This window comes from Sedimentitalea sp. (assembly GCF_039973035.1).
Classification (GTDB): Bacteria; Pseudomonadota; Alphaproteobacteria; order Rhodobacterales; family Rhodobacteraceae; genus Sedimentitalea.
In genome coordinates, this window is sequence record NZ_JBDWLR010000088.1 from 96,970 (window position 1) to 120,745 (window position 23,776).

22 protein-coding genes are annotated in these 23,776 nt (G+C 57.6%); 2 read left to right on the forward strand and 20 right to left on the reverse strand.

The window, feature by feature from the left end; genetic code table 11:
* The first annotated feature begins 289 nt into the window (after positions 1-289).
* Positions 290-1,039, forward strand: coding sequence for a LytTR family DNA-binding domain-containing protein (locus tag ABJO75_RS22650; protein WP_348126187.1), 750 nt, complete (start codon positions 290-292; stop codon positions 1,037-1,039).
* Between the two features lies 1 nt (position 1,040).
* Here ABJO75_RS22650 and pdeM read toward each other — a convergent pair whose 3' ends face one another.
* The 16 genes from pdeM to ABJO75_RS22730 form a co-directional block, all read right to left on the reverse strand.
* Positions 1,041-1,709 (reverse strand): ligase-associated DNA damage response endonuclease PdeM, encoded by a 669-nt coding sequence (gene pdeM / locus ABJO75_RS22655; protein ID WP_348126189.1) that lies wholly within the window; start codon positions 1,707-1,709, stop codon positions 1,041-1,043.
* A gap of 45 nt (positions 1,710-1,754) precedes the next feature.
* Entirely contained in the window at positions 1,755-4,163 is a 2,409-nt protein-coding gene (locus ABJO75_RS22660; protein WP_348126191.1) for a ligase-associated DNA damage response DEXH box helicase, read from the reverse strand.
* A gap of 169 nt (positions 4,164-4,332) precedes the next feature.
* On the reverse strand, positions 4,333-5,640 hold the full coding sequence (locus tag ABJO75_RS22665) for an ATPase (protein ID WP_348126193.1): 1,308 nt from the start codon (positions 5,638-5,640) through the stop codon (positions 4,333-4,335).
* A gap of 121 nt (positions 5,641-5,761) precedes the next feature.
* Positions 5,762-6,256, reverse strand: a complete 495-nt coding sequence (locus ABJO75_RS22670) for a prepilin peptidase (RefSeq protein WP_348126195.1) — start codon at positions 6,254-6,256, stop codon at positions 5,762-5,764.
* 5 nt (positions 6,257-6,261) lie between these two features.
* Positions 6,262-7,110, reverse strand: coding sequence for a tetratricopeptide repeat protein (locus tag ABJO75_RS22675; protein ID WP_348126197.1), 849 nt, complete (start codon positions 7,108-7,110; stop codon positions 6,262-6,264).
* A 32-nt stretch (positions 7,111-7,142) separates the two neighbouring features.
* Positions 7,143-7,733 (reverse strand): tetratricopeptide repeat protein, encoded by a 591-nt coding sequence (locus ABJO75_RS22680; RefSeq protein ID WP_348126199.1) that lies wholly within the window; start codon positions 7,731-7,733, stop codon positions 7,143-7,145.
* Positions 7,734-7,736: 3 nt separating this feature from the next.
* Positions 7,737-8,720, reverse strand: coding sequence for a type II secretion system F family protein (locus tag ABJO75_RS22685; RefSeq protein WP_348126201.1), 984 nt, complete (start codon positions 8,718-8,720; stop codon positions 7,737-7,739).
* A gap of 10 nt (positions 8,721-8,730) precedes the next feature.
* A complete protein-coding gene (locus ABJO75_RS22690; protein ID WP_348126203.1) occupies positions 8,731-9,699 on the reverse strand; it encodes a type II secretion system F family protein in 969 nt (322 codons plus the stop codon).
* Positions 9,699-11,162, reverse strand: a complete 1,464-nt coding sequence (locus tag ABJO75_RS22695; protein ID WP_348126205.1) for a CpaF family protein — start codon at positions 11,160-11,162, stop codon at positions 9,699-9,701. Before ABJO75_RS22695 ends, ABJO75_RS22690 begins: the two co-directional genes overlap by 1 nt.
* Positions 11,163-11,183: 21 nt before the next feature.
* On the reverse strand, positions 11,184-12,422 hold the full coding sequence (locus tag ABJO75_RS22700; RefSeq protein ID WP_348126207.1) for an AAA family ATPase: 1,239 nt from the start codon (positions 12,420-12,422) through the stop codon (positions 11,184-11,186).
* Between the two features lie 202 nt (positions 12,423-12,624).
* Complete coding sequence (locus ABJO75_RS22705) at positions 12,625-13,257, reverse strand: OmpA family protein (RefSeq protein ID WP_348126209.1); 633 nt, start codon at positions 13,255-13,257, stop codon at positions 12,625-12,627.
* 16 nt (positions 13,258-13,273) lie between these two features.
* On the reverse strand, positions 13,274-14,698 hold the full coding sequence (locus ABJO75_RS22710; RefSeq protein WP_348126211.1) for a type II and III secretion system protein family protein: 1,425 nt from the start codon (positions 14,696-14,698) through the stop codon (positions 13,274-13,276).
* A gap of 194 nt (positions 14,699-14,892) precedes the next feature.
* Positions 14,893-15,750, reverse strand: a complete 858-nt coding sequence (gene cpaB, locus ABJO75_RS22715) for a Flp pilus assembly protein CpaB (protein WP_348126213.1) — start codon at positions 15,748-15,750, stop codon at positions 14,893-14,895.
* Positions 15,751-15,901: 151 nt separating this feature from the next.
* Complete coding sequence (locus ABJO75_RS22720) at positions 15,902-16,087, reverse strand: hypothetical protein (protein WP_348126214.1); 186 nt, start codon at positions 16,085-16,087, stop codon at positions 15,902-15,904.
* A gap of 99 nt (positions 16,088-16,186) precedes the next feature.
* Positions 16,187-16,417 carry a hypothetical protein gene (locus ABJO75_RS22725; protein ID WP_348126216.1) on the reverse strand — a complete coding sequence of 77 codons (231 nt, stop codon included), beginning with the start codon at positions 16,415-16,417 and terminating at the stop codon, positions 16,187-16,189.
* 399 nt (positions 16,418-16,816) lie between these two features.
* A complete protein-coding gene (locus ABJO75_RS22730; protein ID WP_348126218.1) occupies positions 16,817-17,008 on the reverse strand; it encodes a hypothetical protein in 192 nt (63 codons plus the stop codon).
* A 351-nt stretch (positions 17,009-17,359) separates the two neighbouring features.
* Between ABJO75_RS22730 and ABJO75_RS22735 the strand changes: the two genes are divergently transcribed.
* Positions 17,360-18,286, forward strand: coding sequence for a lytic transglycosylase domain-containing protein (locus ABJO75_RS22735; RefSeq protein WP_348126220.1), 927 nt, complete (start codon positions 17,360-17,362; stop codon positions 18,284-18,286).
* Positions 18,287-18,376: 90 nt separating this feature from the next.
* Here ABJO75_RS22735 and ABJO75_RS22740 read toward each other — a convergent pair whose 3' ends face one another.
* The 4 genes from ABJO75_RS22740 to dprA form a co-directional block, all read right to left on the reverse strand.
* Positions 18,377-19,003, reverse strand: coding sequence for a 3-oxoacid CoA-transferase subunit B (locus ABJO75_RS22740; protein ID WP_348126222.1), 627 nt, complete (start codon positions 19,001-19,003; stop codon positions 18,377-18,379).
* Entirely contained in the window at positions 19,003-19,707 is a 705-nt protein-coding gene (locus ABJO75_RS22745) for a CoA transferase subunit A (protein ID WP_348126223.1), read from the reverse strand. The genes ABJO75_RS22740 and ABJO75_RS22745 overlap by 1 nt, the downstream gene beginning before the upstream one ends.
* A gap of 93 nt (positions 19,708-19,800) precedes the next feature.
* Positions 19,801-22,413 (reverse strand): type I DNA topoisomerase, encoded by a 2,613-nt coding sequence (gene topA / locus ABJO75_RS22750; RefSeq protein WP_348126225.1) that lies wholly within the window; start codon positions 22,411-22,413, stop codon positions 19,801-19,803.
* Positions 22,414-22,623: 210 nt separating this feature from the next.
* Entirely contained in the window at positions 22,624-23,775 is a 1,152-nt protein-coding gene (dprA, locus tag ABJO75_RS22755) for a DNA-processing protein DprA (RefSeq protein ID WP_348126227.1), read from the reverse strand.
* Position 23,776 lies beyond the last annotated feature (1 nt).

A 23,776-nucleotide genomic window follows, 5' to 3' on the forward strand; every position in this document is an offset into this window, starting at 1 on the left:
CGCAAAATTAAGGCGTCCCTTGCGAGCACAGCAGGCAAGCGAATCATCACTCTGACGTTTGATCCGAGACTGCAGCGGGATTTCGCACACAAGTTCGTTAAGATGGCCGTCATCGGTTTGCGCTTGGTTTAGCGACTGAATAAGCTCAACTTCTGTTTTATCCTTGGGGGAAAGTCGTGTGATTTTCCCCCTGACTTTCCGGTTTAGTATTTTTAGAAACGGCTTTAGTGATTAACTTCCTAAGAATATATCAGTTTGCTAAATGAATAGGGTTTTCAAAGAGTTGTTCATGCCGCTGACCAAGCGGTTCAATCTCTTGGTACTGTTACTTGTATCTTTCCTTGGCGCGACAATGGGGCCGTTCGGTACCTATGAGGCCCATTCGTTTCTGCATCGGATGCTCTATTGGTCAAGTGTCTCTGCAGCATCGATTGTGATAGGCAGCGCGTCTCGCCGAGTGTCACGCAGATACGTTCCGCGGACCAAACCGATTCTTCAGGACCTCTTGATGATTGCCCTGACGGTTGTGTTCTTTACGCCCCCGCTCTGGTTCCTGACCGGTCAGCTCGCGTTCCAGGATCCGTCACTTGGCCCGCCCATTCTGAGAATGAGCTATTACGTTGCGGCGATCACACTTAGCGTTTGTATGCTGAGGCGCATTTTTCCAGGTTTTGAACCCGTCGGCTATTTTGGCGAAAAGACTCCTGATCAACCAGAAGGCCCGCGATTGACCCGGAGACTGTCGCCTGAGTTTCAGGGGCCGATCCTGCGCATTTCAGTGCGTGATCACTTTGTTGATGTGATATCGGCATCCAGCATCGAGACCATTCGCATGCGCTTTGCCGATGCCATAGACGAGATGGATACCGTCGAGGGCTATACCACCCATCGTTCGCATTGGGTCGCGCAAGACGCCATTTCCGGAACCGGGCGCGAGGCCGGAAAGACGTTCCTTACATTGACGAATGGAGATCAGATACCGGTCAGCCGCAAATACAAGCCTATGCTTGAGGAGGCCGGTGTGATCAGCAACCGGTAGCTCAGGCGCTTCGTGGCATCGGCACAGCGTGGACAGGATCGCCGGTTACAAAGGCAATGGCCTGCGGCTGCATCAGATCAAGCAGAGCAGGCGCGGTGCTGCGCAGGCCACCTGTATAGGTTCCATACGCAGGCAGGATTACGCGCTTGCGATCTACAAGAAAGGCCGGGCGCGATACCGTGCGCCCGCGCAGGCGTAGTTGGACCTTTGGATGATAGTGTCCAGACACCTCGGCCCGCGTCGTTGGACAGGCGATGTGTCGGAAGGTAAGGGGCGAAAGGGTCAATTCGGCCATATGGCTGCCACCCAGTTCCAGCGGGCCGGGGTCGTGGTTGCCTTCGATCCAGATCCATTTGCGACCGGCTTGCAGGCGGGTGATCCACAGGCGTTCATCTTCGGGCAGGGCGAGTGCTGCGCCAAGGTCATCAAAGCTGTCACCAAGGCAAACCACGGTTTCTGCGTCGCAGTGCTCAAGATCATCTGCAAGACGGTCGAGCGTGTCGCGGGTCTCATAGGGTGGCAGCGCCCCCCCGCCGCGCCGTGCAATACGTTCGGACTTTCCCAAATGTAGGTCTGATACGCACAGCACCCGATGGTCCGGCCACCAGAGCGCGCCTGAGCCCATGGCAATCAGATTGACGCCGGAGAAGGTAAATGGGTGCCCGTTCATATCCCGCTGTCTAGCGAATGTAGAGGCATGGACAAGTCGGATTACTCATATAGCAGAAAGGCCAGCATCCTGCATCAGGCGCTGTGTTTCCTCCGCCAAAAGACGTTCCTCGGCAGCGCCTTTGATCGGCACTTTGCCCACCTCAAGCAGTAGAGGAGCGGCGAGGGGTGTAACCCGGTCAACCCGCAACAGATCCAACCGACCACCGACACGGTCCAACAGGTCTTCAATCCGTGCGAAATCGACCAGGCCGCGTTGTGCTTCGGTCCGGGTAATGTCGAGGATTAGGTGATTTGGGTCATATTTCTGCAAAGTGTCATAGAGGATATCAGACGAGAACGTGGCCTGCCGACCGGTCTTGCGGGCCCGCGGAGTATTGCGTTGGATCAATCCCGCGATTGTCGCACTGGCACGAAAGGTCCGCTTCATCACGGCATTGCCCGCCAGCCAGTTTGCCAGGCCATTGCGCAGCGTGGATCGGTTAAACAGCGGGGCGGGGTCGAGCAGCGGTTCCAGACCCCAAATCAACGTGGCATAGTCTGTGGCGACAAAGCCTAGCGGGTGCAGGCCGGTTTCCTCCATCTGTTTGGTCAGAAGCAAACCCAATGTTTGCTGTGCGTTGCGCCCGGCAAAGCCATAGACGCAGCAGTGTTCGCGCCCGTCATGCGGAAAACTCTCGATCAGCAGCCGACCGGGCTCGGGCAGTCGGCTGTTCTGGCGTTGCAGCGCCAACCAGTCCGCAGTGTGCGGTGGCAATTCGGGCCAGCTTGATTGCTTGAAAATCTCTAAGATCCGTGCGCTTAACTGTGTCGAGGTGGCAAATTTGGTGCCGGAGAATGTGGCGACCCGCGGTTTGCGCGCGGCATTGCGGCTGACTTCGACGGTCATCTCGCGCAGGCCTTCAAAGCGAACGATCTGCCCGCCTATGAGAAATGTGTCGCCTGCTGTCAGACTGGCGGCAAAGGCCTCCTCGACCTCGCCCAGCGGTTTGCCGCCCCGGTTGCGTCTGAGTCGGACCTTGAGCGTATCGGTGTCCTGTATCGTGCCGATGTTCATGCGAATGTCGCGGCTGGCACGGGGATCGCGCAGTTTCCACCACCCATCCGGGCGTTGTTGCAGCCGTTGCCATTTGTCATAGGCGCGCAGGGCATATCCGCCGGTGGCCGCGAAATCGAGACACCGGTCAAACTGGGTACGTGAAAGATCAGCGTAGGCACCCGCGCTTGTGACTTCGGCAAATAGCGCGTCTGCATCGAACGGCCCCGAGCAGGCGGTGATCAGAATATGCTGACAGAGTACATCCAGCGGCCCGGGACCGCGTGGTTCGCCGTCCAGATCGCCTTCTTGCACCGCTTGTAGCGCGGCAATGCACTCTACAACTTCGAACCGGTTGGCTGGCACAAGCAAGGCTTTGGATGGGGCGTTGTACTGGTGGTTGGCGCGGCCAATCCGCTGCACCAGCCGTTTGACGTTTTTCGGCGCTCCGATCTGGATCACCAGATCCACATCTCCCCAGTCGATGCCAAGATCAAGGCTGCCGGTGCAGACGATGGCCCGCAACTCACCGCGTACCATTGCCGCCTCGACCCGTTCGCGCTGCTGCCGGTCAAGGCTGCCGTGATGGATGCCGATGGGCAGGCTGTCAGGGTTGGCGAGCCACAGATTATGAAAGAAAATTTCCGCTTGCGCACGAGTGTTGTGAAAGATCAGCGTGGTGTTGTGGCGTTTGACCTGTTCCATGACTGCAGGGATGGCATAGGCGGCCCCACCACCCGCCCATGGCGGCTGTTCGGCGGTTTTGAGCATGGCGATGTCAGGTGCGGGGCCGGGATCGGCAACAAGGATGTCACAGCTGTCCGGATGACGGGCCAGCAGGTTTGCGATGGCGGCGGGATCTTCGACCGTGGCGGACAGACCTACGCGGCGCAGGCCCGGGCAAAGCGCATTGATGCGCGCAAGCGCAAGCATCAGCTGATCGCCCCGTTTGCTTTCTGAAAGCGCGTGGATTTCATCGACCACGACCCGTTTCAGACCCTTGAATATGTGCGGTGCGTCTTCGTAGGAAATCAGCAACGCAAGGCTCTCGGGGGTGGTCAGCAGGATATGGGGCGGTTCTGCGCGCTGGCGTTTTTTCTGCGTGGCCGAGGTGTCGCCGGTCCGGTCTTCGATCCGAATGTCCAGACCGATCTCGTCAACCGGGGTGCGCAGATTGCGCTTAATGTCCGCTGCCAGTGCTTTGAGCGGGCTGATGTAGAGCGTGTGAAGCCCCTCATGCGACGACCGGGCGAGGTCTGCAAGTGTAGGCAGAAAGCCTGCAAGAGTCTTGCCGCCGCCGGTCGGAGCAATCAGTAATGTGGCAGGCTCGTTCGCCCGCGCCAGCATCGCCATCTGATGCGGGTGCGGGGACCAGCCTTTGCCGTCGAACCAATTCTGAAGCTGTGGTGGAAGAGTCATGCCGCGCAGTTTAGCGCCGTGCGGGGCGGGGGCCAGCCCGCAGTTTCCGATGCCTGCGCGTTTGCCTTATGGCGTTTCGACTTTAATCCGGAATACTGCCTATCGTCTAACACATCGAAAATTGTACGTTTAGACGGCGATAGATGACTCAGGCTTAAGTCGAAATACCCTAGTTGACGATCTTTTCGTCCTTCACGAACATGTTGGCCCATGCCCGATCAATCAACGCGGGACTCATCTGATAGGGGATGCCTTCGAATTCACAGATCGCGATCATTTGCTCGATCAGGAACACGGGCTGATAGTTCGCGTAGACATTGTTGATCGTCGGATATTTCACCTTGAGAAGATGCACCAGCGTTGCTTCGTCAAGCGGTACGCCCTTCTTGCGCGCGACGAGGGCAAAGATTTTCAGAAAGTTCTCCTGACTTGGCCCGTCGATCTTGATCTTGAAGAATATCCGGCGGAGCGCCGCCTGATCGAAAATCTTGTTCGGGTGAAAGTTGGTGGAAAAGATCACAAGCGTGTCGAACGGTACTTCGAACTTTTCACCAGATTGCAGCCCCAGGATATCCTTGCTTTCCTCAAGCGGCACGATCCAGCGGTTGATCAGCGCCTGCGGGGGTTCTTCCTGCCGCCCAAGGTCGTCAACAATGAAAATGCCACCGGTTGATTTCAACTGGAGCGGTGCCTGATAGGTGCGGGCCGTTGGATTATAGACGAGATCGAGCATCTTTAGGGATAATTCGCCGCCTGTGACCACCGTAGGGCGCTCGCAGCAGACATAGCGTGTGTCAAACCGCTTGGTCCGGCGCAGGGCGTTGGGATCATCCTTGGCCTCGTGGACAGCGCTGTGCACGATCGGATCGTAGACGGTGATGACCTGACCGGAATATTCGATGGCGCGCGGGACATAAATCCTGTCGCCAAGCGCGTCGCGGATGCCGTTGGAGATCGAGGATTTGCCGTTGCCGGGTGGCCCGTACATCAGGATCGAGCGTCCGGCGCTGACGGCTGGACCAAGATGGTCAAGCAGAGTATCGGGCAGAATGAGATGCCCCATTGCATCGGTCAGCTGATCGCGGGTGATCTGGATATTCCGGATTGATTGGCGTTTGACTTGCTCGCGGTAGACATCAAGCGGAACGGGCATCGCCCCAAAATATTCAGACTGCGACAACGCATCCAGCGCACGCGATTTCCCGGCATCGGTGAGCTGATAGCCCATTTCGTTGCCGCTGTTGGCGTTCAACGTACCTGTCGCCTCAAGCAACCGCTGCTCGCGCGCCAGATCGACAAGCTCCTGCGTGGTTTGCATCGGAAGGCAAATCGCTGCGGCAATCTCTGACACCGTTTCCACGTTCTTGCGGAAAACGGTCTTGAGCAGGATGTCACGCATCATCACCAGAGGCAGCCGCATGTCGTCGATGGTCGTTGGGCTGGGGGGCGCGCTGACGGCGGTTGCCTGCATGTTCATCTGGTCTGCCTGTGCTGCGGTTGAATTTGATACCCGATGCAACGACTAGCGATTGTTTTTGGCAGGAATTGGGCGGTTGTTTGAATGCGTGTCGTGGCTTGCCGAGACGCGGCTTTGCGCGTCAGGCACCGAGCATCGAGCCAAGTATCAGGTAAATGGCCAATGTTCCGCCCAACGACAGGCCCATGGGGAATTTCCAACCGACATCCCAGCTCTTCCAGTCAGGGGCGACCCGGCGCAGCGGCGTGTATTTGACAAACCGATGTGTTGCAAAGGCCGCCAGTAGGTTGGCGGCAAAGATTGCAATCAACAGACGCAAATCTCCGATGGCGACAAAGGGTGCCGCCGCTGCCGCGAATTTGGCGTCGCCTGCGCCGACCGCACCCGCCGCGTTCAGTACGATCCCGATGATCAGCACCATACCGAGTTGCAGCAGACGTGTGCCATATGTCGACAGCGGCATGACAAAAAGACCAACAATCAGAAAGACCGCCGCCAACAGCAAAACCGCCTGATTGGTGATGCGCATGTCCCTGAGATCAGTGAGCGCCACGTAAAAGCATATCGGCAGGACGAAGGGCAGGAACCAGAATGCAGCTTCTGCTGAGGTTGACATCGGATCTAGCCGTTTTCGATGGCACGCAAGGATCGCGAGGCTTCTTCAAAATGCTGCGGGTGGGTATCGATTGCCTCGCGCAACAAGGCTTCGCCGGTCTGGACGTCGCCCTGTTTGATCGCGGTCAGCGCCATTGTGTGCAGCAGTTCCGCCCTTTCGACCTGATCCATCGGTATGACGGGGAGCGAATAGTTGCGTTGCGCCCCACGGGCCAGAACCAGATTGTTCTTCGCGGTAAACAGGCTGGGGTCTTGGCGGATCGCTTGGCCAAACAGGCGTTCAGCTCCCGAGAAATCGCCGCGCGACAGCTTGGAATACCCCCAGTTGTTCATGACACCCGCAGGCTTGGTCGTGAGGCCAAGTGCCGTTTCATAGTAGCTGTCTGCCTTGGTCCATTCCTTGTTGGCGTCAGCGACCATGCCTTCGAGGCGATAGCGTTTGAAGGTCTCGTAAGTCGGAGGAACGCTGTCCAGCGTCTTTTCCGCCGCCGTCCATTCACCTACGCGGATCTGCGCATCGGCAAGGGCAACCTTGTCCTCGGAGTTGGTGCCGCTCATGCCGACAACCTTTTTCCAGGCGGCCACACCTTCGACGTTGCGTTTGGCGCGGATCAGTGACAGCGCGAGGCCACGTTGCAGATCGATCCTGTTGGGATGTTGCTTGGTACTGCGGGTAAAGTAGCTGACCGCCTCATTGGGGTCGGCAACCGTCAGCATGACATCATTCAGGTCATTTTCATCGACGACATTGACCTCTTGAAAGGCACGTTCGACGGTCTCGTCCGGCTTTTTGGCACAGGCCGATAGGGCCAGACACCCGACAAGTGCGACCGGAATCACGGTGAAGTGGCGCATTGTTTGCGTCCTTTACTGCTCTCTTGCCTCGATCATGGTGTCTTGCGGATCAGGTAGTCGCTGCTGCCCCGCCGCACCACTTTATATTCTTGGTTTTGCTCGTCACTATGACCGATGTTTTCCGATTTTGCGAGCGCTAAGCGCAAATTGTCGCGGATTGAGTCACTTTCGCCATTGTCCAGCGCGTAAGCTTTTCGGAAAATCTGCTCCGCTTCTCCGAACTCGCCTTGTTCGAGCAGCACGACACCAAGATTGTTCCACGCTTCGGGCCAGTCCGGTGCTGCCTCGACGGCCCGGCGCAGCAACTCTTCGGACTGACCAAGTCGGCCAAGGCCAAGGTTTGCTGTTCCCATGCCCGTCAGGATTTCGGGGGTCAGCCCCTGATCGAGCGCGGCGCGTGTAAAGGCATCCAGCGCCAGTTCGTATTCCGACGCCGCCAACAGGCGGTTGCCAACTTCAAGTCCATCTGCCGCATCCTTGCGCAGATCAACGCCGGGTGCATAGACGCCATCCGTCGTCTCAGTTGGGCTGAGCGCGTCGCAGGCCGCCATGAGCGCAACCATAGAGAGGGCCAGCGCCAACTTGCCGGTCGTTTTGACGCGCGTCGAACGCTGTGATGTCATGCGCTATTTGCTCATGTTGCCCAGGTTGGCAATGCCTTGTGCCGATGGACCGACAAGGATGATCAACAGCGGCGGCACGGTGAGAGCCATAGTCGCAAGCGTCATTTTGGTAGGCAATTTGTTTGCGGCCTCTTCGGCGCGCATAATGCGCTTGTCGCGCATTTCGCTGGCGTAGACACGCAATGCTTCGGCAATCGACGTACCGAAAGCCGCGGACTGGATCAGCACCGTGACAAAGGACGACACGTCCTGAACGCCGCAGCGCGTGCCCAGATCCCGCAGGACCGCCGATTTTTCCTTACCAGCCTTCATTTCATACGCGACAATCTCGAACTCTTCGGCGAGTTCCGGGTAAGAGGCGTGCAACTCTGCGGCCACGCGGACGATCGACTGGTCCAGAGATTGACCCGCTTCGACACAGACGAGCATCATGTCGAGCGCATCCGGAAAGGCACGTTCAATTGCCTCTTTGCGGGTCTGCACACGCCGTGTAACCCAGTATTTCGGGAGCAGATACCCTGCACCGCCCGGCCCGAGCACATATAGGATCATCTGCTGGTTTTCCACGACCCGACCCTGAGACGTCAACAGGATCACATAGGCGGTTCCCGCGATAAGCCCAAGAATACCCAGTGCAAACTGCGCAAAGTGATAGATGCGCACGGCGTCCTTGGATTGATACCCGGCCTGACGCAATTTCAACTGGACGGCCGACAGTTCTGCCTGGTTCTTGGGTTCAAGGAAGGTCGCGAATTTGTCGAGCTGGACATTTCGTCCACGTTGCCGCAGCCGCTCTTTTTGCGGTGTGCTGCGTTTTTCAGGTCTATTGGCGCGTTTGAGCTTTTTCAGCGGGTCTTCGGGTTGGTTCAGGATGAGCGGTATCGCCAGCAGCACCATGAACAGCCCAAGTACTCCGATCACGATCACCGGGCCAAAATCACCGAGCGAGTCGGTGAGCATTGTCTGGATCTTGGTGATGAACTCCATCGGCTCCTCGCTATACCTTGATGTCAGTCAGAATGCGCATCACGATCAGGTTCGCTATCAGCAACAGGCCGACAACAAAGCATGCCGGTATGAACCAAGGATGATCTACGACCTGATCATAATACTGCGGATCTTTCAGCGTGATTGCAATCAGGCAGAAAACTGGAAACCCCGACAGGAACTTGCCCGACCATTTCGCTTCGGCGGTGATTGCGTTGACCCGGCGGAACAGACGGAATCGTGCGCGGATCACCTTGGCGAGACCGGCGAGGATCTCGGCCAGATTGCCGCCTGATTGCTGCTGGATCGAGACTGCGACCGAAAGGAAGCGCAAATCCTGCATATCCAGACGTTCAGCCATTTCCTTGAGCGCCTCACCGATGTCCCGGCCATAAGCGTTTTCATCTGCGATAATGCCAAACTCGGTTGCCAGCGGGTCCTCTATTTCCTTCGCGACAATGGAAACCGCCGAGGAAAAGGGATGTCCGACGCGCAGGCTGCGCACCATCAATTCAACGGCGTCAGGCAACTGTTCTTCGATCATTGCCAGCCGCTTCTTGGCTTTGGAGTTGACCCAAAAATAGACCGCACCGACGCCGATCACGATAGATGCCACGACCCGCACGCCCGTATCCGCCGCTGTGCCGATACTCAGCCCGATAAAGGCGATCACGGCGAGGGCGGCCATGATCATGACCAGCTGCCTAGGCGTAAAGGCAATGGCAGCCTTTTGCGCCTTGTCCGCCAGCAATGAATACAGCGGGATGGACCGCGATCGCATGTGCTGCTGCATTTCCTTGCGCAGCTGTTCGAGCACTTGTTCGCGCCCGGCACCTTTGTCCAGCATCTCGAGCCGGCGGTTGACCTTGCTGTTCAGGCTGATGGACTTGCCGAAGGCCACCAGATAGATGCCTTCGACCAGAAACAGTACACCGATAAAGATCAGGCCGTAGATGATCGGTTCGGCGCTGATCTGCATCAGAAGCTCTCCATCACCGTGGGTTCGTAAATGGCCGTTGGCAGATCATAGCCCCACATCCGGAAGCGTTCCGAAAAGTTGCTGCGCACTCCGGTGGCTGTGAAATGGCCGACGATTTTGTTGTCCGGTGTCAGGCCGACACGCTGGTACTTGAACAGTTCCTGCATCGAAATCACATCGCCCTCCATCCCCGTGATTTCGGTGATCGAGGTCATGCGACGGCTGCCATCCTGCAGACGCGATGTCTGTACTATTACGTTGACGGCAGACGATATCTGGCTGCGCACGGCCTTTAGCGGCATTTCGATACCGGCCATGGCGATCATGTTTTCCAGTCGGCTGATACCGTCGCGTGAACTGTTCGCGTGGATCGTCGTCATCGAACCATCATGACCGGTGTTCATGGCCTGCAGCATGTCGATGACCTCCTCGCCGCGGGTTTCGCCGACAATGATCCGATCCGGACGCATCCGCAACGCGTTCTTCAGACAATCACGAGGGCTGACTTCGCCCTTGCCCTCAACGTTCGGCGGCCGGCTTTCCATCCGACCGACATGGGTTTGCTGAAGCTGAAGCTCGGCAGTGTCCTCGATCGTCAGGATACGTTCGGAGTTGTCTATAAAGGACGACAGCGCGTTGAGTGTGGTGGTCTTGCCCGAGCCGGTGCCGCCTGACACGATGATGTTCAGCCTCGTCGCCACGGCAGCTTGCAGGTATGCAGCCATTTCCTCGGAAAAGGCGCCGTAGTTCACCAGGTCGTCAATTCCGAGCTTGTCCTTTCGGAATTTCCGGATTGACACAAGGCTGCCATCCACGGCGATCGGTGGCACCATCGCGTTAAAGCGAGAGCCGTCGGCAAGCCGCGCATCGACATATGGGTTGGATTCATCGACTCGGCGGCCAACGGCGCTGACGATCTTGTCAATGATCCGGAGCAGGTGGCGCTCGTCCTTAAAGGTGACCTCGCTGAGTTCGAGCCTGCCGTCCCGTTCGACAAAGACCTGCTGTGGCCCATTCACAAGGATATCGTTGATCGTGTCGTCCTGCAGCAAGGCTTCCAGCGGGCCAAGACCTCGGACCTCGTCATAAAGTTCCTTGTTCAGCGTTTGCCGATCCTCACGATTGAGGACAATACCCTGTTCATCGAGGATTTCACCGGCGATGCTGCCGATTTCGTTTCGCAGTTCCGCTTCGCTTGCCCGATCCAGCGCGGCGAGGTTGAGATTGTCCAGAAGCGAGCGGTGCAGTTCGATCTTGATCTCGCCCAGCCGCTCTTTGCGTTTGCGATCCTTGTCCGGCATCCCGGCTTTGGCGGGCTTGGTCGGCATCGGTCGCCGCAGCGAAACGGCCTGTGCCCTGGGCGCGATCACGGATTCCGGCTTGGCGTCGGCGAGGTTGGTGACCTTTGCCGTTGGTTTTGATGGCCTTTTGGCCGCATTCGGCTTTTTATATTTGGAAAACATGCGCGTCAGTCCTCCTGATTATCAAGCAGCTTCAGCTTCGGCCTGGCCAAGTTGATGCAGGGATTGCGCAAGTTTGGCAATTTCCTTGCGCAGCGGGTTCTTAGCGGCGGACAAAGCCAACGGATTGCCGTGGTCGCCACATTGCGTAACCTGTTTGCCACCTTCGGGCAATTGCAGGTCAATCGAGATACTCAGGCTTTCCGCCATCCGCTTGACCCGGCCCTTACCAGACAGATCTGTGAACTTTGGTGCGCGATTCAAGGCAAAGCGCAGCTTTTGTATCGGCAGGTCCTCGGATTGTAGCGCGCGCTTCATCCGCAGCGCGTTCTGAGCGGACCGCATGTCGAGCTCGATCAAGGCAAAATAGACATGGGCGGCCTGCAACACGGTTTCCGTCCATTGTACCAGTGTTGAGGGCATGTCGATGATGACATAGTCGAAATGGCTGCGCGCGAGCGAAATGACTCGTTCGATGTCCTCGTTTGAAACGATGTCTAGCGGAACGATGTCCGAAGGCGCCGTCAGCACCTGCAACTTATTCTCAAAACTCTGCAATGCATAACCGAACACCTCTTCGTCCATGTTCTCGGTGTCCGTCAGCATTTCAAGAATGGCTTCGCGGCGCGGCAGATCGAGATAGGTGGCGATCGTGCCGAACTGCAGGTCGAGATCAAGCAGGCAGACGCTGGGTGCATCTTCGCCGCCGGTTGTTGCCAACTCCCACGCGAGATTCACCGCAAGCGTTGTCGACCCGACGCCACCGGCGAGGCCATGGACGACGATAACGGCCCCTTCACGCGAGGTGCCGGATTGTAAATGCGTCTTGTGTTGACGCACGGGGTCCGCCTGCGGAGGCGGTGCGTTCAAGCGATCAATGGCAGATTGCAGTTCGTTTTCAGGAAGTGGGTAGGGCACGAACTCGTCCGCCCCCTGTCGCAGCAATTGGTGCAGGGATGCGGGCGTTACGTCCTCGGCGATCAGGATCACGCGCAGCCCCTTGGCCTTGGCCTGCGTGATGACTTCCCCGACGAGTGCCAGATTATCTTCGTCACGCGCGTCCAATGCCAACGCCAGAAAATTGAGCGATTCCGCATCCGGCTGATTCAGAAAAGTCAGCGCCTCGGCAAACCCCAAATCCCCCCAGCTTTCGCCAAGTGCAGCTTCCATATCCTCGATCAGCAGATCGAAGTTCTGAACATCCCTGCTGACCGTGCATGCCACGATCGGGTTCGTTTCGGTTTGTGGCATGCGACTGCTCATTGCCGTGATCCTTACGTTGCGACTGTGATCAGGGCGCAATGCGGAATGTCTCTCCGTGTCTGCCGCCCCGACGTCACCAGCGTGCCCCCGGAACCGGACGCACCTCACCTAGTGATATTGAATATTGCTGATAATCTAGGCGAGAGTTAGGCCAAAAAAACCCAATTGTTGGAAAACCGGACACGATCCCTGAAAAATCGAACTATTGTATGTCGCCAAAACCGCCAGTGTTGTTGCGTCTGGTCAACCCGTCGACCGGTTGTGCGCTCTCGATGTACTCGCGGTAAACCACCTCGGCATATTTGCCATCCAGCAGCGTGGGGTGACGGGACAGGAAACCGCCCACCTCGGTCACGCTGCGCCGGTTCGCGCGTTCCGGCGTCGGCGTATCGATCAACGGTCTGGTTTCCCCATAAGAGACAAGCGCTTGCAATCGCGAGGCACTGATGCCGCGGGTTGAGAGATATCGGACAACCGCACGGGCGCGCCGTTCACCAAGCCCATAGTTGTAGGAGGCGGACCCGACGAGATCAGTGTATCCGTAGACATTGAACCGAACCTCGGGGAACTGACGGATCCAATCCGCCTGCCGGTCCAGAATCTGATGCGCCGTCGCGTCGAGCACGTCGCTGTTGAAGGCGAAATTCACCGTGGTCGGGATTTCGCGAGAAAATCGTTCGTTCAACGCGACTGCATAGCTCAGCTCACCTTGCATCACCAACGAATTGTTCTTGGTGGCTTGCCCAAAATCACCGGTCGTCACAAAGTCACCGGCGGGTTCGTCGCATCCGGAAAGCACGGCGGCCAGTCCGGCCAATAGGATCAATTCTCTCATGGTCCTGTCCTTCCGCCTAGTCCATCACATAGCCGTAAGAGCCACTGAAATCCTGCTTTGCGACTTCTTGTGCGCCGCTATCCGCGCCGCTTGAGTCCCTGCTCATCCTGCCAAACAGGAACAGGTCACTTTCGCTTGGCGGTGTGATCCGGTCCGTTGGCAAGGCCAGCGCCTCGCCGAGGGTTGGCGAAACAAGATGCGCGGTGACGATAATGACGAGTTCGGTTTGCTTGCGTTCGTATTCCGCGCTGCGGAAAAGGGCGCCGAGCACCGGAACGTCACCCAACCAAGGCATCTGTGCCGCATTGTCTAGGAATTCATCCTGAATCAGCCCGGCGATTGCGAAACTCTCACCATCGCGCATCTCAACCGTCGTTGATGTTTCGCGCCGGGAAAAGGCGGGGACCGTCAGGTCGTTGATGATTGCGCCTTGGGTCGGGTCGATATCGGAAACAGCCGCCATCAATTCGAGATTGATCACACCCTTGTCGACGACGCGGGGCACAAAGTTCAACTCGATACCAAAAGGTTTGTATTCGACCGAGAACAGGCCATCCCGCTGCGCAACGGGGATCGGAAACTCGCCGCCTGCGAGAAACTTGGCCTCCTGACCGGAAAGTGCGCTCAGATTTGGTTCGGCAAGGGTGCGCACGACACCTTTCTGTTCCAACGCTTCAATCAACAGGCCAACCTGGACCGATCCGGCGTTGAACCCGAACAGTATCGCCCCGGTGTTATCGTTCGCGATGGGAATGTTGCCGGCCATCGCATTTGTCAATGCACCTTGATTGTTAAGCGTGCCGATGCCGCCATTCAAACCGGTATCGCCGCCAAAGATTGATCCGTTGAAGCCCAGCGAAGAACTGAGCGACTTTGAAACGGAACGCTGCATTTCGGCAAATCGAACTTTCAGCATCACCTGCTGAACGCCACCGACACTCATCAGGTTCGAGACACGTTCCGGAGCGTATCGCTCGGCGAGGTCAAGGGCGCGCTGCAAGCGTGCCGAACTTGAAACCACGCCCGAAAGGACGATTCCGTCGTTGGCTGTCCGTACTTCGATCTTTTCGCCGGGCAGGATCTGGCGCAGCCGTTCCTTGAACTCGGTAACGTCGGCCGCGACCTTTACATTCACATTGGTGATCAGCCGCCCCGTCGCATCCAGCAAGGTGAGCGTTGTCAAACCAGGAGATTTGCCAAGCACATAAATCGTCCGATCCGACAGCGACGAAATATCGGCGATACCCGGATTCGCGATGCTAAGCTCGGCAAACGGCACATCGCTCTCGACCACGATTGCGCGATTCATCGGAATGTCCAGCGTGGTCTCTGCGCCGTTCTTGACAACAGTCAGAGACTCGGCATGAAGCGAGCTGCCCAGAGCCGTGCAGGACAGCGCAACCCCTAAGACAGCCGCCTTCAGGAATTCTTCGAATTTCATGTGACCTGCCTCTCCGATCACGCCTCATTGCCGGGTCTTGTTGCCCGAAATTTGAGACACTGTGCGCCAGTTCCTATTTTATTTCAAGAATCAATGGTTTCCGTCATCTTCCGAATGTGGATATCCGGCAACAAACATTTTTTGGCCGACCTGCACGAGGGGCGTCCATTTTCGTCTAAGATGTTGCGAATACACTAGTTTGTGCAGGGTATCGGAATATCCATCACTTCGGCACCGCGGCGGGTGCGGATGGTGCAAACCTCTTCTTCGACCTGCTGAGGTGCGGCTTCGATGGCGCCAAGTCCCAGAAGCGAGCGTTGATTGACCTCGATCGCCGAGGCAATCGTGTCGTCTCGCGCTCCGACCAAGGACAATGACAACCTTCCGGTTGATTGTGCTTGCGCCAGTCCGGCCACCTGTTCAGGACGCGCGGCGACGGTGACGGTTCGGGCGATGGTGGCTCCGTCGAGATCACCGCTTGCGCTTTGGTCGACGGCAATCAAAGTGACGTTGGCTTCGATCAGACGGGTGACGTCGCCGCGAATACCTTCGATGTTGCCGTTGACACTGCCCGTCCAATACACATCGACGCGGTCGCCGGGGCGCAGGAAGCCGGACACGCCAGAGGCCACGTCAACCCGGATGGCAAAGGCGCGCATACCACGTGCCAGACGCGACGTCAGACCGGCATCCTCGCCAGGTTCGGTCACCTTGAGCGCAAGAATCGCCTCGTCCTGTTCCATGGCACGCAGAACCACGCGATTGTCGCTTATCTCCGGCGGAAACAGCTTGTCGATGTCGGTGAATGCTCCCTTTGGGATGGCGTTCGCGGGCCAGATGACCTTGCGCACGTCATCCTGCTTCAGCACTTCGCCATATTTCAGCGGATGGGATGCGACATAAACTGAAACAGTCGGAACGACAGCGGCGCGCGCCTGCCTCTCTTTCTGCAACTCGACCTGATAGGCCGAGATGTATTTCTTGGCCATCATAACCGCACCGCCCGCCAGGACGATGCCGACTATCAGAACCAATCCAAATATCGCGCGCATTGTTTCGACCTTTCCAAGAACCGACAGCTCTTGTCATCAACCGCATCTATTTATGCATGATCGGTCTGATTTACAAAGATTGTATCACGAGCCGTGACGAATATTGCGTCACATTCGACACATATCTGATGCAAAAGGGCTCAGTGAAGGTCTAGTCGGCGTTCACCTCTATCGTCGAAAGATAGTTGCCCAGACTGTCCCCGACGCCGCCGGAGGCGGATTGCAAAGATGCAAAAGCCACAATCGCCAATGCGACAACTGCGGCTGTCAGGACAATCCAATCGACAGTGACCGCGCCGCTTTCGTCCTGAAAGGCCTTATAAAGTTTGTTTCGCATGGAAACCCCATGGTTTGCTGCGGCGGGCCTTTTGCAAAAGGGCCGCGCCTTACGTAAAAGACGCAGCCCCCACATAATCTGTTGTCATTTATTTGTTGATTAGCCGCCGCTGCCGCTGCCGCCGCTGCTACCACCGCCACCGGCGCCATCGGAATCCGGCGAAATGTCGTTAAGTTCATTTTGAATGGCGGTCGACAAGGTCGAAGTTCCGCCTTCGATTGCAACGTATGCAGCGCCAGCAAGCGCTACGACAGCTGCAGTCAACACAACCCAGTCAACAGTGACCGCGCCGCTTTCGTCCTTGCGGAAGTTCTTGAACAGTCTGATCATGGCTTTGTCCCTTCAAAGGATCACTGTTAGAGTTCGCATCCGCGCCATTTGTGTGTGCTTTCATTCAAACGGTTCGGAGCTTCATTTGACTGACTCCAATAAAGCGGCGGAATAAGGCAGCAATTTGACTACAATCCACCATTTTAATGCTTTTGAAGGTTTTTTTTCAGTTTTTCAGAAAATTTTCTCCGATATGGTGCCGCAAACACGCTGTGATGGGCATAATCGATGGGTTGCGGTCATCCCGATTCTCTTGACTCGCTCATACTTGGAACTGTTCTAACGGAATTACAGAACGAGGGAGATGAGCCAAAGCGATCGGTCAAAGTTCCTGAAAATCAGGGAACCGCCGCCGTTCTTCTGGCGGCGGCTCCTCGACTGTCACTGGCCGTCAGGCACCTATTCTTCGTCTGCTGTCGGGGCCTGATCGATAATGAACGCCCCGGTTGACGCCGTCAGCGTCTGCGACCCGGTTTCGATGGCGGTATAGGCGGCGCCTGCCAAGGCAACAACTGCTGCGGTCAGCACAACCCAGTCAACAGTCACGGCGCCATCTTCGTCTTTGCGAAAGCTCTTCAAGAGTTTGATCATCGTTTTGTCCCTCCAAAGGATCACTAAAATTCACAGCAACCAGCATCCTTTCGGTGGGCCGTCTCTCACCTGGCCCCAGTCTGCCGTTGTGTAGAAACACTTAATCAATGCCCAATGTCAGGAATTGGGCGAACCATAGATTTTGCCGGAGGTGGTTAATTTTCCCTTTATGACGCCTGCAACCACTTGAATCACAGGCATTAACTGGTTCTTCAGAGATTTTCGAACGACCTGAAGGCGATGCAAATCGGAGTCAAATCGGGCAAAAATGACAGATTCCGGAGATCAAGGCTGGCGTTGTGTGACGTTGCGGTGAACATTCTCCCAAAAAATGAGCAGTGAGTTGAGCAAATGAACAGGCGTGTGCTGATCGCACCGATTCTGGCGCTGGTCCTTCAATATCCCGTGATCGCCGTCGCCGAGCGATTGGTGTTTCGGGATGCATCGACAGACGTGGCAGAAACCGATCTGTCATCCGAGGCCCCAGCCGACGTCGCGAAACCTGAAACCCAAACCCGGACCGCTCCGCGACAGTTTCAGGAATTCAAGGCGCGGAGGGTCAAACCTCCCAAACCGGGCACCGAGAAGCGCATCACCATTCAGATTGATCCCAATGAACAACGGCGGCCACCGCCTCCACCAACCGCAAAACCCAAACCAGCCGCAAAGGCACCGCTGTCGCCTGCTGAACCCATCGGCAAATACACATGGTTCTGGGATCGTATTTCACCTGCGATCGCCCAAACCGGACCGGGCCGGTTGAATGAAGCCCTGATCACGTTGAACACGGCCGGAGAGATTTCGGCCCCACGGTTGCAGGCCATGCAAGACATCGCCAAGGCGCAGGGGGTCTCCATTTTGCGTTCGACCGTCGGTACGCGTGTGTCACCCGCGCTGGTGCTGGCAGTGATCGCGGTCGAATCCTCTGGCCGTGCCAGCGTAACAAGCCACGCCGGAGCGCAGGGGTTAATGCAATTGATGCCTGCTACGGCGGCGCGATTTGGTGTGACAGACAGCATGGTTCCGTCAGACAATATTGCGGGAGGTGTGAAATACCTCGACTGGTTGATGGGCAAATTCGACAATGACCCGATCCTGGTGTTGGCGGGATACAATGCCGGAGAAGGCTCCGTGATGAACCACGCGGGTGTGCCGCCCTATGCCGAAACCCGCGACTACGTGCCCAAGGTTCTTGCTGCATTTCAGGTCGCCAGCGGGCTATGCACGACTCCGCCGGAATTGATCAGTGACGGGTGTGTGTTTCACACAATGTACTGAAGAGTCGCAGAACAAAGCCGATAAACAAAACGGCCGGGCAATTTCCTACCCGGCCGAGTACATTGAATTTCTTGATGCCGCGTTACGCGCCTAGCCGACGATTGTTGCCTCTGTCGCGTTGCGGAGCTCTTCTTCGGTGACGCCGTCGGCGCACTCGACGATCTTGAGACCACCTTCAACCACGTCCAGAACGCCAAGGTTGGTGATGATGCGATCGACCACGGCCTTGCCGGTCAACGGCAGGGTGCATTCTTTCAGGACCTTGCTGTCGCCGTGCTTGTTGGTGTGATCCATCACCACGACAACCCGGCCAACGCCTGCGACGAGATCCATGGCGCCGCCCATGCCCTTGACCAGCTTGCCGGGGATCATCCAGTTCGCTAGGTCACCGTTCTCGGCCACTTCCATGGCGCCGAGGATCGCCGCCGCGATCTTGCCGCCGCGGATCATGCCAAAGCTGGTCGCGCTGTCGAAATACGATGTCCGTGCCAGTTCGGTGATCGTCTGCTTGCCCGCGTTGATCAGGTCGGGGTCTTCCTCGCCCTCGAACGGAAACGGACCCATGCCGAGCATGCCGTTTTCCGATTGCAGGGTGATGTCCTTGTCGCCGACATAGTTCGCCACCAGCGTCGGAATGCCGATGCCGAGGTTCACATACATGCCGTCTTCGAGTTCCTCGGCCGCCCGTGCGGCCATCTGGTTACGGTCCCAGCCCATTATGCGTCCTCCCGCTTGCGAGTCGTGCGTTGTTCGATGCGTTTCTCGTGGTCGCCCTGGATCAGGCGGTGCACGTAGATGCCCGGCAGGTGGATGTTATCGGGGTCCAGGCTGCCACGCGGCACGATTTCTTCGACCTCGGCGACGCAGATTTTGCCGCACATCGCGGCGGGCGGGTTAAAGTTGCGCGCGCTTTTGCGGAACACGAGGTTGCCGGTGTCGTCTGCTTTCCACGCCTTGACGATCGCGAGATCGGCGACGATGCCGCGCTCGAGGATGTATTCCTCGCCATCGAATTCCTTGCTTTCCTTGCCATCGGCAATGACGGTGCCGACACCGGTCTTGGTGTAAAAGCCCGGAATGCCACAGCCGCCGGCGCGCATCCGCTCGGCCAAGGTGCCCTGCGGGTTGAATTCCAGTTCCAGCTCTCCGGAGAGATACTGGCGCATGAATTCGGCGTTTTCACCGACGTAAGAGCTGATCATCTTTTTGACCTGACGGGTCTGCAACAGCACGCCCAGGCCAAAATCATCCACGCCAGCGTTGTTGGACGCCACGGTCAGATCTTTGGTGCCCGCGTCCCGGATGGCTGCAATCAGCAGTTCCGGAATGCCGCAGAGACCAAAACCTCCGGCGGCAATCAGCATGCCGTCAAACAACACGCCATCAAGCGCCTCGGTGGCGCTGTCATAGACCTTCTTCATGAAAAACTCCCTTTATGCGGTGTTGCAGCGGTTTTGACGCGCTGCAGCAATAGAGTCAACAAATGCGCCCGCCGAACGGTGCGGTGCTTCAGTTTACTCGGCTGCGGATTTCTTTGATGTCGACGTCTTCTTCTTAGCCGTGGATTTCTTGGCAGGCGCCTTCTTTGCCTTTGGGGCAGGTTTCTTACGCTTGCCCTTTGTCGCAGCTTTTGCGGCAATCAGATCAATGGCCTGTTCAAGGGTGAGCGCGTCCGGCTCCGTTTCCTTTGGCAACGTGGCGTTGATCTTGTCCCATTTCACATAGGGGCCGTACTTGCCTTCCATGATGTCAATCGGCCCACCTTCGTCCGGGTGATCCCCCAACGAACGCAATGTCTTGGCTGCACCGCCACGCCGCCCGCGGCTGGCAACCTTCTCTGCGAGAAGCTGCACCGCGCGGTTCATCCCGACAGTGAATACCTCGTCAAGGCTTTCCAGGTTGGCGTTGGTGCCACCGCGATCCGAGGTGCTTTCGGCATGTTTCAGATAGGGGCCATAGCGACCGATATTGGACCAGACCATCACGCCATCTTCGGGATGAGGGCCGATCTGGCGCGGCAATGAGAGCAGCATCAAGGCGCGCTCCAATTCCAGATCTTCCGGCGGCCAGTCTTTGGGTACCGACTGGCGAGGGGGTTTCTTGTTTTCTTCCGTCACAGCGCCACGCTGGACATAGGGACCAAAACGTCCCTTGAAGACGCGAATTTCGTCACCAGCATCTTCGCCCAACAGCTTGCCGTCGGGCGGGATCGCGCCGTCGTCCTCGGCGCCCGGTGGTCCAAACGCACGTGTATAGCGGCATTCAGGGTAGTTCGAGCACCCGATAAACGCCCCACCCGAACGTGCGGTCCGCATGCTCAGACGTCCTGCACCGCAGTTGGGGCAGAGGCGGGGATCAGTGCCATCTTCGTTCGGCGGGAACAGATGTGGCTCCAGCACCTCGTTGATTTTTTCCAGCACTTCCGTGATGCGCAGCTCGCTGGTTTCGGCAATCGCGGCGGAAAAATCACGCCAGAATCGATTGAGCACGGCCTTGTAATCGGATTCGCCAGCACTGACCTGATCCAACTCGTCCTCAAGCCCGGCGGTAAAGTCATAGCCGACGTACTTGCGGAAATAGTTCTGCAAGAAGGCAATCACCAGCCGACCTTTATCCTCAGGAATCAGCCTATTCTTTTCCTTGATCACATAGCCACGATCCTGAATCGTCGTGACGATGCTTGCATAGGTCGAGGGCCGCCCGATTCCCAATTCTTCCATCCGCTTGACCAGAGTCGCCTCGGTATAGCGGGGTGGGGGTTGGGTGAAATGCTGCTCGGGCGTTACGCTGCGCTTGTCGGCGGGCTCACCGGTGGAAATCTGCGGCAACCGCTTGTCATCATCATCAACGACCGCGTCATCCCGGCCTTCTTCATAGACACGCAGAAACCCGTCAAACAGCATGACCTGCCCGGTGGCGCGCAGTTCAACCTGACCATCCTTGCTGCCGATATCGACGGTGGTCCGCTCGAGCCGAGCGGCGGCCATCTGGCAGGCGAGTGTTCGCTTCCAGATCAGATCATAGAGTTTGCGTTGATCCGCATCCGTCAGTTTCAGCCCGGCGGCGTCCTGGGTCATATCGGTCGGGCGGATACATTCATGCGCTTCTTGCGCGTTCTTGGCTTTGTTCTTGTACATGCGCGGGCTGTCCGGCACGTATTCTGCTCCAAAGCGATCCTTGATCGCATCGCGCGCTGCATGCACGGCCTCGGGCGCCATATCGATGCCGTCCGTCCGCATATAGGTAATGTGCCCGGCTTCGTAGAGCCGCTGTGCCACGCTCATCGCTTGACGCGCGCCCATGCCGAACTTGCGGCTGGCTTCCTGTTGCAGGGTCGACGTCATGAACGGCGCGCTTGGATTGCGGTTCGCCGGTTTCGCTTCGACCGAAGTGATGCTCAGATCACGACTGTTGATCGCCTGAACTGCCAGCTCCGCCTGCGTTTCATTCTCGATGTCGAATTTTTCAAGTTTCTTGCCGGCGAGAACCGTCAGGCGGGCCTCAAATTGCTGTCCGCGCGGCGTGGCGAGCAACGCCTTGACCGACCAATATTCGCGGGCACGGAATGCTTCGATCTCCATTTCGCGCTCGACGATGAGGCGCAGACAGACCGATTGGACGCGCCCTGCCGATTTGGCACCGGGCAGTTTACGCCACAGCACCGGGGACAGGTTAAAGCCGACAAGGTAATCCAAGGCTCGCCGTGCGAGATAGGCCTCGACCAGCGGCATATCGACCTGACGCGGATTTTTCATGGCCTGGGTGACGGCATCCTTGGTAATCGCGTTGAACGTCACACGCGATACGGCGGTGTCTTTCTTGATTGATCGCCGCTTGGTAAGTGCTTCTTGCAGGTGCCAGCTGATGGCTTCTCCTTCGCGATCCGGGTCGGTTGCGAGGATAAGAGCGTTGTCTTCTGCAAGCGCGTCGGCGATGGCCTTGACGTGCTTTTTGCTATCGCTGGCCACTTCCCATTTCATTTCGAAATCATGTTCGGGATCGACGGAACCATCCTTGGGCGGCAGGTCCCGAACATGCCCGTAGGACGCCAGAACCGTGTAGTCATCGCCGAGATATTTGTTGATCGTCTTTGCTTTGGCTGGTGATTCTACAACAACTACAGGCATTTACCCAATAACCTCATGCGGCGAAAGATGCGCGTTCTATGGCGAGGCAAGATGTGGGGTGCAAGACCTGATTGTCAATCCGCGTGATTTGGGCGCACGGGTTGCCCCGCTCAGTGAGGCAATTAGGTCCGCCCGGTTTAGTGTGATGACGACTGTTTGGTGCCCTGATGGGCAAGTACTGAGTTTGCCAATCGCAACCGCGAGCTGAAGTCAGGACCCAAGGGATAGCAGGCCACCGGATTGCCGCCGAATCTTGCCGTCCAGTTCCAGATCCACCAAGGCCGGGCCAACATGACCTGCCGATACGTCAAGATCGCGAATCAATTGATCTTCGGCGACTGGCGACGGGCCGAGCCGCGACAAGATCTGCTGATGCAGGTTCGCTGTCTGCGACAGGGTCCTGCGTTCGGGCGGTGGTGGTGGGAGGTCGTCGAGCAGATCGCGTTTCACCGGCGCGACCGGGGTGGCCAGCTGAGGCAAGGCGGCAATCACGTCCTGCGCGTTGCGCACCAGGGTGGCCCCATCGCGGATCAGCAGGTTGCATCCCGAGGCGCGGGCATCAAACGGATGGCCGGGTACCGCGAGCACTTCGCGCCCTTGATCCAAGGCATCGCGGGCGGTGATCAGGCTGCCTGATTTCACGGCGGCTTCGACGACGACGACAGCTTGTGCCACCCCTGAAATGATCCGGTTTCGGCTGGGAAAATGGCGGGCTTGCGGCGTGGTGCCCATGGGTTGTTCCGAAATCAGCAAACCGGTGTTTGCGATATCTTGTGCCAACGCACCATTCTCGGCGGGATATACGACATCGACGCCCCCGGCCATTACGGCAATAGTACCGGTCCCGATCGAGGCGATATGGGCGGCGGTGTCGACGCCTCGGGCAAGCCCGGATGCGACGCAGTATCCGTTCTCGCCGAGTTCTTGCGCCAGCGCCCGCGCCATGCGTGTACCCAGCGACGATGCGTTGCGCGCCCCGACAAGCGCCACGGTCGGCTGTGACAACAGCGACGTGTCGCCAACAGCCCAGAGCATGGGTGGCGCGTCGGGAATCTCTGTCAAGCGGGCCGGGTAGTCCGGATCGCCAAGGCACAAAAGCCGCGCACGCGCGGCTTTTGCGGCCTTGATTTCGGCTGCTATCACACCGGCAGGACAAATTTCATAGCCCTGAACCCCGGCGGCGCGCGCCACTTCGGGCAACGCGGCCAACGCCTTCTGCGCTGTGCCATGCTCTGCCAACAGGCGGTAGAATGTTGTGATACCGACCCTGCGCGAGCGCAAAAGGCGAAGCCACGCGAACCGATGGTCTTCCGTGGTGGGTAGGAGTGGGGGGTGAGTGGAAGAATTGTTTTCCTCGGTCATC